Annotated in this window: 9 protein-coding genes; all 9 read right to left on the bottom strand. The window is 44.3% G+C overall.

Annotation, left to right across the window (positions count from 1 at the left end; genetic code table 11):
• Nucleotides 1-315: 315 nt before the first annotated feature.
• The 9 genes from spoIIGA to murB all read right to left on the bottom strand — a co-directional run bounded on the left by spoIIGA (nucleotide 316) and on the right by murB (nucleotide 12,711).
• Complete coding sequence (gene spoIIGA / locus RKD52_RS12880) at nucleotides 316-1,245, bottom strand: sigma-E processing peptidase SpoIIGA (protein ID WP_454100014.1); 930 nt, start codon at nucleotides 1,243-1,245, stop codon at nucleotides 316-318.
• A 259-nt stretch (nucleotides 1,246-1,504) separates the two neighbouring features.
• The gene (locus RKD52_RS12885; RefSeq protein ID WP_454100015.1) at nucleotides 1,505-5,806 is read right to left on the bottom strand and encodes a S8 family serine peptidase; all 4,302 of its coding nucleotides are present in this window, start codon (nucleotides 5,804-5,806) and stop codon (nucleotides 1,505-1,507) included.
• Nucleotides 5,807-6,320: 514 nt separating this feature from the next.
• Entirely contained in the window at nucleotides 6,321-7,478 is a 1,158-nt protein-coding gene (gene ftsZ, locus RKD52_RS12890; RefSeq protein ID WP_029284998.1) for a cell division protein FtsZ, read from the bottom strand.
• A 44-nt stretch (nucleotides 7,479-7,522) separates the two neighbouring features.
• Complete coding sequence (ftsA, locus tag RKD52_RS12895; protein WP_369732982.1) at nucleotides 7,523-8,818, bottom strand: cell division protein FtsA; 1,296 nt, start codon at nucleotides 8,816-8,818, stop codon at nucleotides 7,523-7,525.
• 217 nt (nucleotides 8,819-9,035) lie between these two features.
• Nucleotides 9,036-9,398 (bottom strand): small basic family protein, encoded by a 363-nt coding sequence (locus tag RKD52_RS12900; protein WP_454100016.1) that lies wholly within the window; start codon nucleotides 9,396-9,398, stop codon nucleotides 9,036-9,038.
• On the bottom strand, nucleotides 9,398-10,117 hold the full coding sequence (locus tag RKD52_RS12905) for a DUF881 domain-containing protein (RefSeq protein WP_369732981.1): 720 nt from the start codon (nucleotides 10,115-10,117) through the stop codon (nucleotides 9,398-9,400). Before RKD52_RS12905 ends, RKD52_RS12900 begins: the two co-directional genes overlap by 1 nt.
• A gap of 12 nt (nucleotides 10,118-10,129) precedes the next feature.
• Nucleotides 10,130-10,828 (bottom strand): DUF881 domain-containing protein, encoded by a 699-nt coding sequence (locus RKD52_RS12910; RefSeq protein WP_369733091.1) that lies wholly within the window; start codon nucleotides 10,826-10,828, stop codon nucleotides 10,130-10,132.
• The gene (locus RKD52_RS12915) at nucleotides 10,818-11,657 is read right to left on the bottom strand and encodes a cell division protein FtsQ/DivIB (RefSeq protein WP_454100017.1); all 840 of its coding nucleotides are present in this window, start codon (nucleotides 11,655-11,657) and stop codon (nucleotides 10,818-10,820) included. The genes RKD52_RS12910 and RKD52_RS12915 overlap by 11 nt, the downstream gene beginning before the upstream one ends.
• A 145-nt stretch (nucleotides 11,658-11,802) precedes the next feature.
• On the bottom strand, nucleotides 11,803-12,711 hold the full coding sequence (gene murB / locus RKD52_RS12920; protein ID WP_454100018.1) for a UDP-N-acetylmuramate dehydrogenase: 909 nt from the start codon (nucleotides 12,709-12,711) through the stop codon (nucleotides 11,803-11,805).
• Nucleotides 12,712-12,944: the final 233 nt, after the last annotated feature.

Below are 12,944 nucleotides of genomic sequence, written 5' to 3' on the forward strand. Positions count from 1 at the left end.
ATTCTGGTTTGATGGCACTTATCGCTAAGTTCAGAACCATCAAGCGGAGGATACTCTGGTTTGATGCACTTATTACTGCGTTCAGAACCATCAAGCGGTTAAAATTCTGGTTTGATGGCACTTATTGCTGCTTTCAGAACCATCAAGCGCTGGATAGTCTGTTTTGATGGCACTTATCACTGCGTTCAGAACCATCAAGCGCTGGATAGTCTGCTTTAATGGCACTTATCACTGCGTTCAAAACCATCAAGCGCTGGATAGTCTGGTTTGATGGCACTTATCACTGCGTTCGGAACCATCAAGCAGTGGAAATCTTTATGAAACGTCCTGCACGGCTCCGCTCTGAAGCATTTTGGGATGAACGATGCAGTCATATTCTCCTTCAGGCGACAGGCTTGTTCGGTTCAGCCCGATAATCGTTTTCGAAGCAAGAATCGTTTCATCTTTTGTTGTCACAATGACCTCATCCGGTTTTAGACCGATTAAAAACTGATTTGATTTTCCGACGACTCGAAACGGAATGATTCTTACTCTGTTATCCATAGAATGAGATTCACTTGACGCGGTTAAAGCCGCCATCACATCTTCCTGAAGCGCTATATCAAGCAGCGCATCCGGAACATGCCCTTTTAGCTTATTGGCATCTGCAATCATGACCGGGGACTTTGAGATGGGATCATAAAGCTGATTTCCGCTGTCTATCAGGCCCTTCAGTGTAAACGATGCTTCCCCAATCTTGACGTGAACCGAGACAATCATGTCATATTGAATCTTTTTCATCTCAAGATCATCAAGCCTTTTTCTTGAAAAATACCAGGCTGCAGGAAAGCCGGCGATGACAAACAGCCAGCTGACAGGATCGCCAAAACCTCCTGAGTTTGTCATTAAAATTCCGTCTGCAAATCCGATTTCCGTCTGAATAAAATAATGGGCCCCCATCATGGCCCCGCCTACCATAAAAGTAACGAAATAAAAAGTAAGCAGACACTTGGCGAAATACTTAAACCTCTTAAATCCAAAGGCTGCCAGTATCATGAAGACAGAAACGGATAACTTGCCTAACGGATGCGTTGCAATGGGTGAAAAAGGAGTGAACAGAAGGACAACGATGCCAGATCCAATCAAGGCTCCAATCAAAATCCTGATCTTCATCAGTTTCTGCTTCAGCAAAATATTCGTCAAAAGCAGCAGGAAAAGATCAAAAGAAAAATTCAAAAACCAGATTACATCCAAATAAATGGCCACGTTAAACTCCTTCCCCTGAGGTTTTCACATCTAAGAAAAAATAAGGGCGCTGTCCGATTGGATAGTAATAGTATAGCTGAGCACAGCAGGTGAAGTCTGTCAGTTACTGCCGATAAAATAGAGTATTTTTGATAGATATCATTGCTATTTGTCGATGGAAAAAGGTGGATTGGCATAAAGAATTCTGTATGCAGATCAGCTGCGGCAATATAAAACAAAAACTCTCATTCCGCAATTGGAATGAGAGTTCTTTGTGAGCTTATTTCTTAGCAGGTTTTTTTCCGTTTATAAACAGTTTGCCATCTGCGACGGCTCTTGTTTCGTTGCCGTAATCATCTTTTGCAATGACTTCGATTCTCGCACCGTCAGCTTTCATATTGGATGTTGCCGTGTAGTAGCCCTCGTAATGTCCTGGTGACGTTTCTCTCAGCGGAAGCTCTGTTGCATTCTGGATGCGCGCATTTGTGAGAGGCATATGAAGAACGAACGTTGCATCCAGATCTTCTTCGCTGTCAAATTCTATTTTCACGCTTTCACCGGACTTGATGTATTTATCCTCGGCAGGTTTTAGATTTTCAATGACCGGTGCATCATATTTCACATATACTTTGACGGTTTTCTTTAAACGGTTTCCTGCTTTATCCGCTGCAAGAACAGTAATCAGATTCTCACCGTTTTCAAGCAGAATCCGTTTAGAGAATGTACCGTCCTTGACGGCTGCTTTTTGTCCATTCACTTTTACCCAGTCCAAATTGTCATCTGAAACTGTTCCGCTGACCGTTAATGCTTCTGTGTTCAGCTTTTGTCCGTTTTTAGGATTTTCAACTGTGAATGCCGGTTTTGTTTTGTCCAGCGTCACTTTTACTGCATTAGATGCATCTGACATGCCTGCATCTGTGCTGGACTTGGCAGTCAGAACATTTTCACCTGTATTCAGCAGGACTTCTGCCCGGAATGTGCCGTTTTCTGAAGCTTGTACAGCAGCTGCCTCTGTTTCTCCGTTAAAAATATGAACAGTGGTTGTCGGTGATGCTTTACCCTCTACAACAGCCGTTTCTTTGTTTGTGAACGAACCGTCTTTAGGTGACGTAATTTCTGGAGCAGTCACTTCATAGTCCACAATCGCCCTGATCATGTAGTTTCCTTCTTCAGCAGGTGAAGGTGACCAGGCTCCGCTGACCATTTGCCAGCTGCGTCCGGCATTTTCGCCATCTTCATCGGTTGCAAGTCCAGGCGAATTAGGGTTTGCTTTTGTTTGAATGTAAACCATATAGAAATCGCCGTCCACAACTACACCCTGGTCAAGTAAGTTGACCATTGTCCATTCTCCGTTGCGCAGCGCTTCTGCATTGATTGGTCCGGCAAGCTTTTTGCCAGGTGCCCCGTCCGTTCCTGAAGCATCGTAAATGGCAACCTGGAACTCAGTGCCTCCAGGAACAGGCCATTCTGTATCCCAGAATCTGAACAGTCCGCCTGTTACCATCGCTCTCGCGTTTCCTTCAGCAAGAGACATTTTTACAGCCCATCCATTGCCTGCTGCATTAAATGCTCTGGCGTTTTCAGCTGTCCCGTCGTCATATCCGATCTCACCAGGATACCCGATGAACGGCTTCAGCGTAATATTTTGAACAGTTGTCTGTTCTGCATCAATCGTGATGCTTGTGTCTTTTGCATAATAAGAAGGTGCCATCGCTTTCAGCGTATAGTCTCCTTCATAGGCTTCAATTGAATATTCCCCTTGTTCATTCGTTTGAACAGGAGTAATGGCTGCATCTTCAACAAGCAGAAGGGTTGCATTTGCAACCGGCTCGCCTGTTGCCTCATTTGTCACAGTGCCGCTCACAGTTCCTTGAGGAAGTTCTTCAAGAACAAAGTTTGCTTCTGTGATGCCGTCGTTCTCAATTGTAATCGGCATGGTTTCTGTCGCATACCCGTATGCTTCTGCCTGGAGAGTAAATTCACCTGCACCATGAACAATTTCATAGCTGCCGTCCTGCAGACTTGAGTATGTCGATCTTCCTGTTTCAACAATGCTTACTTCTGCTCTCATCGGCAGGGCAGCAGGCTGTCCATGGTCAGTTAATCCTTTGGCAGCAGTGAATGGTGCCGGTTTGATTTTGTTCGGATACACTTTTTCTTTTTTCTCTATTGAAGCTTTATCTGCCGTTGCAGATTTGCTTTCAACTCCAAGTGATGCTTTGTTCTGAATTTCAATCGGAGTATCAGAAAGCTTTACATCGTCTAAATACCATCCGTCTTTAACAACGCTTCCGTCAGAGGTTACATTGAAAGCAACATAGATCCGCTGTCCGGCATACTGGCTGAGGTCAACCTGACCATCTATCCAGTTTGTTGTGACACCGTTTACCCGCAATGCCTGTGTCCATGTTTCCTGATCCGTTGAAACGAAAACATGGCCATAATCATATCTCGTTTCAAGTTCATGCCACTGCTTGAATTGAAGGAATGCCGCTCCTTCTGCAGGCAAATCAATTGGAGGCATAAGCAAATTCATGTTTGCCCCATTTTCGTAATCGCCGTCAAGGTTGGTAGCAAAAACGTTTTCACCTGAAGCTGCATTCCCCGGGCCATTTACCGGTACTCCATGCTCCCAGCTGTTTTTCACACCGTAAGAAGTCCAGCCTGCAGCGCCTGTTTCAAAATCCTGCTCATAGCCAGTCGTAATGCCCGGCTGAACAGCTATTTCATATTCTTCTGATACCACTTCATTTGCGCCAAAATCAACAGCTTTCCATTTATAGACAAGTGTGCCTTCTTCTAATGCCTCACCGGGAATGACTGCTTCGTAATTTCCATCAAGGAAATCACCCGACACTCTGGCAGCTTCAGCTGTCTGCCATTGTCCGTTGTTGTTTTGGTATTGAAGTGAGACGTTTGTCACGCTGATATTATCGGTTACTTTCACTGTTAAAGGAAGATTCATACCCGCGAATGCCTCTGCCGGCCCAGTATGTTCCATAACCGGAGCCTCGGCATCTTCCCCTTCTTTTGCAACCTGTCCTTTTACTTTTCCAAGACCTGTCATCAGAGAGGAAACCGCATCATAGGCATTTACCAGTCCATGGCCATATCCGTTATTAGGAGAGCTGGTAAAAGTTGAATCGGTCAATGGTGTTGCTGTAGTTGTCAGTACATTTTCAATTTCCTCTACCGTGATGGAGGAATCAACCTGCCTCAGCAAGGCTACTACAGCAGAAACGTGAGGTCCTGCCATTGATGTACCATTCCACCCGCCTTCGTAAACCCCGCCTGGAACAGATGAACGGATGTTTACGCCCGGTGCTGCAATATCAGGCTTTGTTTCATCATAAGGAGACGGTCCCTGAAGTGAAAAACTTCCTAATTGGTTGTTGATGTCTGTTGCACCTGTTGCAAAAGATTCAGGATAGTTTGCCGGGTTGGCAATGGATCCTGGACCTCCCGGATTAAATAAAGTCGTGTTGCCTGCAGAAAATTCAGGGAAAATATCTGCAGCACGCCATGCATTGACCATTGGCCTGTACCATTCATCGAGCCCTGATCCTCCGCTCCAGGAATTGTTGACGACATCAGGCGCCATTTCAGGATGCGGGTTGCCGTCTTCATCTTTTGGTGCAATAATCCACTCTCCTGCCTCAAGCAAATCTGCATCTGTTCCGCCGTTTGCAGTGAATGCTTTGACAGCAATCCACTTTGCACCTGGTGCAACACCGATTTGATTATTGCCGTTTGGCTCTGCGCCTACCATCGTGCCTGTTACGTGCGTTCCATGCCCATCATCGTCGTAAGGCGCTCCCTGATTTGCTGTAGCATCAAACCAGCTGAACTCGTGATCCGGTGCATTTGGTGCAGCTGGATTAAAGCCGCGGTATTTTTCTTTTAATGCAGGGTGATCCCATTGAACGCCTGTATCAATCGAAGCAACAACGGTTCCGCTGCCGTCGATGCCCATCTCCCATGCTGCAGGAGCACCTATTTTATTGATGTTCCACTCTGTTGCTGCAGGAGATGCATTTGTGTCTGTCTGCTGTACAGATGTTTTTTCTTTTACCTTGTTCAGCTGACGAACTTCATTTGGAAGGATCTTGTCCACTTCCGGGAAAGATGCAACTTTTTCCATTACCTCCTTAGTGGCAGTGACAGCCATTCCGTTTACGATATAGTAAGATTTTATGTCTTTCGCATTTCCGGCTTTTTGTTCTTTCGTTAAGTATGTTTTCAGATTATGCTGCGTTTCAAAGGCTTTTGCACGAAGGGAAGAAACGACAGCCGACCGTTTCTCATATTTGGCCTGCAACCCTTTAGATTCAGTTTTTGCAGCATTCTTTGCAACTTTTGCTGTATCAACCTGCTCTTTCAGCTTAATGAGAAACGTCACCTTTTCTTCTTTCTTAAAAGATTCGGCAACCTTCTTTGAAACTTTATCAGCCGTTATGTTTTTCTGACTTTTCACTGATGTACTGACGTTTGTGCTTGCAACTGACACACTTGGCGCAAGCAAAGTTAAAAGCAGGATCATAATTGACAAAATACTGAGCGATTTCCCATATTTCTTCGGCATTCTTTCAATTCCCCCTTAAAATGTTGTAGGCAGATCCTCAGGTCCTCCCTCCCTCTGAAATGTATGTATAATCTGAGCTGTTACATTAAATGTAAAGAAAGTTTTTTGAAAATTTTGTCATTATTTGCACCCAAAATATTCCTTTTGCAGAAATGATCGATTTGACGGAGAAGAAAAGTTCTGCAAATCAGGACAAATGAACGCCTGCCTTTTTTCACTCTATTAAAGATGCCATGAACACTGGGATTCACAGCGTTTTTTTGAAAGGACATTCGGACTATGGTGAAAACAAACCTGTAAAAATAAACATAATTTACCTAATTTAACCATTTACAAAGTGCTCAGGTAGAGCAGATTGTTACAATACAGGAAATGGTACTCAATATCAGCAGATTTCTAAGGGGACTAATTTCATCTTTTATCTATAAAGAGCAGGACAATATGAGGAGACAGATTTTATGTATAAAAGAATGCAAAAAAAAGACATGGCGCTTGGCCATGTCTTTTTTTGCTATTATCTGCGTTTGTTGCGGTTTCGCAGGAATGTAGGGATATCAAGTGTATCATCGCCTTGCTGCATAGAACGGCTTGACATGTCCTGAGCAGGCTCCTCGCGTTCGCGCTCACGTTTCATTTCTCTTACATCGCGAGGTTTAGGTGATGGTTTTGGAGCCGTGTTTCCGAATGGTCTTGACTGCGGTTTGCTGTGATTGATTTCTACTTCGTTAAAGCCGGTAGCAATAACAGTCACTACAATCTCATCCTTCAGGTTTTCGTTGATAACTGAACCGAAGATCATGTTTACGTCCTGATCTGAAGCAGTAGCAACGATGTCAGCTGCTTCCTGAACTTCATAAAGACTTAGGTTTGAACCGCCAGTAATGTTCATCAGAACACCTTGTGCGCCGTCAATTGATGTTTCAAGAAGCGGACTTGAAATAGCTTTTTTTGCGGCTTCTGCTGCTCTGCTTTCTCCAGTTGCAACCCCAATACCCATAAGTGATGAACCTTTGTTCGACATAATTGTCTTAACATCGGCAAAATCAAGGTTGATCAGTCCAGGAACAGCAATCAAATCTGAGATGCCCTGTACACCTTGGCGGAGTACGTTATCCGCTTCGCGGAAAGCTTCAAGCATCGGTGTGTTTTTGTCTACAATTTCAAGAAGACGGTCGTTCGGGATAACAATCAGCGTATCAACTGATTCTTTCATTGAAGAGATGCCGCCGGCAGCCTGCATCGCACGCTTGCGTCCTTCAAACGTAAATGGGCGGGTAACAACCCCAACAGTAAGAGCGCCAAGGTCTTTAGCGATCTGGGCGATGACAGGAGCTGCACCAGTACCTGTACCGCCGCCCATTCCTGCAGTGACGAATACCATGTCTGCTCCTCTTAAAGCCTCTTCAATCTGCTCTTTACTTTCTTCAGCAGCTTTTTTGCCGACTTCAGGGTTTGCGCCTGCGCCAAGGCCTCTTGTAAGCTTTGAGCCAATCTGCATTCTAGTTTCTGCTTTAGATAGATTCAAAGCCTGTGCATCAGTGTTTACAGCGATAAAATCCACGCCTTGAACACCATGTTCTATCATACGGTTAACAGCGTTGTTTCCGCCGCCGCCAACCCCAATTACTTTTATCGTTGCCATGCCGTCAATATTGCTTTCAAACTCCAACATACAAAATCCTCCTAATCCATCGAATGACTTCCTCTTGGTGCATGTTATTCAAAGAAGTAACCAAAGAATTTTTTCACTTTGCTTTCTTTTTTCTCTTCTTTTTCTTTCGCCTTAGAGCGCTGATGCTGATTCTGCTGCGGCTGAGGCTCTCTTTGTGCTGCCATTTCAGCCTTGTCGGGAACAGCATTTGAACTGATGCTCCGGCCCTGTATTTTAGCATTTTTGCAGGCAAACTGAATCAGCCCGACTCCAGTCATGTACTGCGGTTCTCTGACCCCGATATAATCAGGGCTTGCAATGCGGACATTGCTCTGAAGCACATCCTGTGCAATTTCAAGCACTCCAGGCATGCTTACAGTTCCTCCGGTCAGAACAAATCCTCCAGGCAGGTCCCTGACACCAAGTCTCTTAATCTCATGCTGAACGAGCTCAAACATTTCTTCCAGTCTGGCTTCTATAATATCAGAAATTTCAAGCTGATTAAATTGCTGCTTTTGATCTGTGCCGATAATGGCCGCTTCAAACACTTCTTCTTCCGAGGCGTAATCATAGTAGGCATGTCCATGCTTTACTTTAACACGCTCAGCCTCATCCGTCGTTGTACGAAGGCCGATGGACAGATCTTTCGTTATGTTTTCTCCGCCGATCGGCAGGACGCTTGTCGTCTGCAGATGACCTTGGTCAAAGACGGCAATTGTTGTTGAACCGCCTCCGATATCAACAAGGGCTACGCCAAGGTTTTTCTCATCCTTAGAAAGGGCAACGGCTCCTGATGCAAGCGGCTGCAGGCATATATCTGTAATTTCGAGTCCTGCTTTCTCTACGCACCGAAGAAGATTATGTAAAATCGTTCTTGATCCGGTGATGATCGTGCCTTCCATTTCAAGACGCACACCAATCATTCCGCGCGGATCGCTGATTTCATCCAGTCCGTCAACAATAAACTGCTGAGGAATCACATCTATGATCTCCCGTTCCGGAGGTATTGACATAACTTGAGCAGCATCAATGACGCGTCTGATGTCCTCATTTGCTATTTCGCGGTTTTCGCTTGAGACAGCCACAACCCCGTGGCAGTCCTGCAGCTGTACATGATTGCCGGTCACTCCCACTACAACTCTTCTAAGGGGAATGCCTACCATTCTCTCTGCCTGTTCAACCGCTTTTCTAATAGAATGAACGGTCTCGTCAATGTCGACGATCGACCCTTTTCTGAGTCCTTCTGATTTAACATTGCCTACACCAATAATGTTCAAATTATCGTCTGCCATTTCGCCGATGATAACCTTAACACTGGATGTACCGATGTCTAGACTTACAAAGATTTCATTGTTGTTCATTCTATGGCACCTCCTTAACTTATCATTTCCATTCTATTATTAGAGGAACAACAATACAATGAATCTAGTTTTACATATTTGTAACAATGCTGAAAAATGCTGTGACATTTGAAACATGCATGTCACACAAATTCCAGCCTGCTTCGTGCAGGTTCTAACATGAATTAGATACTTAAAGTGAGTATTCGTCAAATCCTTGATTTTCCCTCTTAAAAAATCAACTTTTTTTAAGTTTTTGGCGCGATTCAGTCCAATTGGCAATAATGATTCGTCTGATGACGGCAATATTCTGGAACAGTCTGACTCCAAAAGCAAATATTGCTACCAAATACAAGTCTACACCAAGATGAACACCCAGAAAAGCTAAACTTGCTGCCAAAATGATGTTAAAGAAAAAACCGGATACAAACACCATTTCATCGTACATATTCTGCAAGTGTGCCCGAATCCCCCCAAGCAGCGTATCAAGTGCCGCAAGAATGGCTATGGAAAGGTAATTCGAATATTCGCCGGGAATCCGGAAATCAGTCAGCAGTCCCAATGAAATTCCAAGAACCAACCCTAAAATGGGAAGCCACATTATGAATTCTCTCCTTTTTCAAACGGTTTCATATTCTGAACCCTGATCACATCATCATACGGAGGGATCGTAATGCTCCCTTTTGGCTCTGAGATGGACAGTCTGAGATTATCAACAGCAAACGTATCCATAACCGTTGATCCGTTTAACCGGCTGAAAAGCTTCTCTGCATCCTCGCCGATCACCTTAATCTCAAGCGGAAAAGAATGCAGGCTGTAGCCGTCTATCTTCGTTTTGCCGTTGATGTCCCGGATGACGGTCGTATTGACAACTCTCCGGCCATCAATTGAGATGCTTTCGGCACCGTAGGAATTAAGTTCATTCAAAAGACGCTTAAGCAGATCAGGTGCAACACTGCTTGTTTCCGTCTGTGTCAATGACTCATCAAACAGCGGGGAAATCGTAATCGTAATCCCCTCCCCTGTTACTTCGGTCAGCCCTGCTTCTTTCTTTAGCTCTTCTACTGTTTCCTTCAGGGTTTTTTCAGCACTTTGATTCTCGTCATTCTCATATGTATCGATCAGCTCTTCATACTTGCGGATCTCAAGCAGCAGCTCAGACTGCATCATCTGCTCTGTTTTAAGTGCCTCCCGCAGCTGCCACATGTCCCTTGTATCTCTGACCTGAGGTTCCTGAATGGACTGAAACTGAACAGCAAGCATAAGGCCGAATATCATTGTCAGTATGGAAAAGCTGACACCTTTCAAATTTTTCTTCAAGGCAACCACCCGTCAAGATTTCTTTTCTTGCAATAATGGATTCATTTTAATCTCATCTTTTTTCTCAAGGGTAATGACAATGTTGTCATATGCTACTTGTTCCACCACTCCGCCTGCAATATTCAGAGCCTGATCGAGCACAGCAGGATCGCCGATGGCTGAAATAACAAACGGTGCGGGAAATTGATTTCCATCCACAGTTACAACAGGTCCATTACAATATATATACGAATCATGCGATAATCTCTGTCCATTGATTGCAACTGCACTTGCACCGGATATGAGAAGTTCGTTGATCACTTTAAAAATATGGCCTTCATGCACAATGTAATTATTGACGTTTTCGCCTTCAGGTATGTAGGAGGAATCTTCAAGAGTGACTTCAATCCCCTCTCCTTTTACACCAAGCTCGCCTACATACATTCTGTATTTCTCAGCATCTTCAACCAGGTTAAAATAAAGCTGCTTTTCATTTTTCAGATCTTCTTCAATTTTCCTGACCTTTTCCTGGGTATCAGACAATTGCTTCTGAAGCTCGGCATTTCGTTCCTCCTGCTTGATCAAAAGCTGCCTTGTTTCATATTCTTTGTCCCATTGTTCAGAAGAAATGCCGTTTTCAGGCTGTTTTTCTTTCGTAAGCTGATAAGAAAAAGCTACAAGAAAGCCAAGCACAAGCATGATTAAGGAGAGGATGACATACCTACCCCTCATTTTCATTTTCATTTTGTTCCGTCGCCTCCGCCTCTGTTTCGTCTGCAGCTCCTTCAGCAGGAGTGCTGAGCTCAGTTTCCCCGCTCTTGTCAAATGATTCAAAGTACGTGCCGACTTCCATATGAATAACGCCCTTTGCACCAGGCGCAAGCTGGCTGACAATGGAAGGATAATTTTTCATCTTTTCTGAAAACCCTCTGACAGATGCCTGTACTTCATAACCGTCGTTCATGTACAGAGTGATATGCCACGGGTCCATTTGTTCAGGTGTATGATAAATTTCCGAAATGGCATTTGAAATGCTGTCAGGCAGGCTCATTAATTCAAGAGCCATTTCTTCTATTTCTTCAGCGTTTTTCCAGTTCATCAGAAGCGGTGCGTCATCTGGAAATGCCCCGGTTACAGGATCAAGTGTTCTTCCGTTCTCTAGAATCGGCGAAAACTTGTCCCCTTTTACGACATATGCCACTTTCTGAAACTCATTGACTGCAATCGTTACCTTATTTGGCAGCTCTTTTTCAATCCGCACATCCTGAATTTGGTCAAAGTCAGACAGCGCCTCCCGAACTTCACTGTCCTCGATGCTGAAAAACCCTGTTTTTTTGGTAATTCCGCTCAAAGAAATAATCTCTTCATCAGAAACAGTTCTGTTGCCTTTTACATCTATGGAAGACACTTTGCTCAGCGGAGACTGAAAGTAGATGACAAGCAGTATGAGGATGAAAAAGACGGATAGAAAACCTATTAATCTGCGGTTTGATTTTTGCCTGCGGTGCTCTTTTAATTTGGGCACCCTGTCTTCAAGCGAAACGACTTTGCCTTTTTCCATGTATTCACCCCTCATCCCGAATGACTTTCGGGGCCGTAAAATCTTCTTAAAAAGAGAAACAAACGGCATGCTGGATGCCGTTTAGCAACTGTGCTTTTAATAAAGATAGTATACCACAATATAAGGAAAAAGAGATAAGCAATCATCACATTAGACCGGCAATTTCAACCTCCGTCTCCATTTTCACGCCGTGCTTATCAAAAATCGTCTTTTTGACATAATCAATCAAGTCAAGAACGTCTTTTGCAGTGGCATTGCCAGTGTTCACGATGAAGTTTCCGTGAAGATCGGAAATTTTCGCGCCACCGATCTGATGGCCTTTAAGTCCTGATTCCTGAATGAGCTGTCCTGCATAGTAAGGAAGGGGGTTACGGAATACACTTCCGCAGTTAGGCAAATCCCACGGCTGTGTTTCTCTGCGGTAATCCTTATTCTTTTGGAGCTGTGCCGTAATCTCTTCTCTGTTCCCTTTTTGAAGCTTCATGACGGCTTCAAGGCAGATGCCCGGACGCTTTTTCTGAAGCAGGGATGTGCGGTATGAAAACGCGAGTTCATCAGCAGTCAGCCACTCCATCTTTCCGTCTTCAAACAGAATGTGTGCTTTTATGAGAATTTTGGACATATCAGACCCGTGAGCTCCGGCGTTCATATAGACAGCGCCGCCGACTGAGCCAGGGATTCCCCCTGCGAATTGAAGTCCTGACAGTCCCTGTTTGCTAAGCAGGGTCGTCAACTTAATGAGAGAGTATCCGCCTCCGGCTGTCACCGTCTCTCCGTCAATCTCCATATGGTCGAGGCCCTTGCCAAGTTTAATGACAACGCCTTTTATTCCTGCATCACTGACAAGCAAATTGGAGCCGCGTCCAATTGCTCTCCACGGAAGTCCGCTTTCATTCACAATATCCATTGTCTTTTTCAGATCACTGATGGAGGCCGGTTCCACGAAAATCTCTGCAGGTCCCCCGATTTTAATGGTTGTATGTTTGGCTAAAGGTTCGTTTTGAACAACCTTTCCTACCTGTGCCTCTTGAAGCTTATTAAGTATGTTTTCCATGACAGCCTCCTGTAAAAAATTGTTTGTCATTTTCCCTGCTGTGTCAGAAGGAGCCGGTAAAAGCACAATACCTTCTATTCCCTCTTAAACCGCAGTTAAAACCTTTTTATATGTTTTTTATATTCTATGAGCACAATGCCCAATCCATTTTAGATTCTTATAGACTTAAGAATCAGCCATTTTCCCGCAAAACGCGAGGAACCCTGTTTTTCAACAGGGCCCCGTTTCGTATA

It is taken from the genome of Metabacillus sp. SLBN-84 (assembly GCF_053629595.1).

What these genes read in the sequence shown, in the direction of transcription:
- ftsZ (WP_029284998.1), bottom strand. Translation starts at nt 7,478, where the DNA reads ATGTTGGAGTTTGAAAGCAATATTGACGGCATGGCAACGATAAAAGTA.
- RKD52_RS12900 (WP_454100016.1), bottom strand. Translation starts at nt 9,398, where the DNA reads ATGTGGCTTCCCATTTTAGGGTTGGTTCTTGGAATTTCATTGGGACTG.
- RKD52_RS12885 (WP_454100015.1), bottom strand. Translation starts at nt 5,806, where the DNA reads ATGCCGAAGAAATATGGGAAATCGCTCAGTATTTTGTCAATTATGATC.
- ftsA (WP_369732982.1), bottom strand. Translation starts at nt 8,818, where the DNA reads ATGAACAACAATGAAATCTTTGTAAGTCTAGACATCGGTACATCCAGT.
- RKD52_RS12910 (WP_369733091.1), bottom strand. Translation starts at nt 10,828, where the DNA reads ATGAGGGGTAGGTATGTCATCCTCTCCTTAATCATGCTTGTGCTTGGC.
- murB (WP_454100018.1), bottom strand. Translation starts at nt 12,711, where the DNA reads ATGGAAAACATACTTAATAAGCTTCAAGAGGCACAGGTAGGAAAGGTT.
- RKD52_RS12915 (WP_454100017.1), bottom strand. Translation starts at nt 11,657, where the DNA reads ATGGAAAAAGGCAAAGTCGTTTCGCTTGAAGACAGGGTGCCCAAATTA.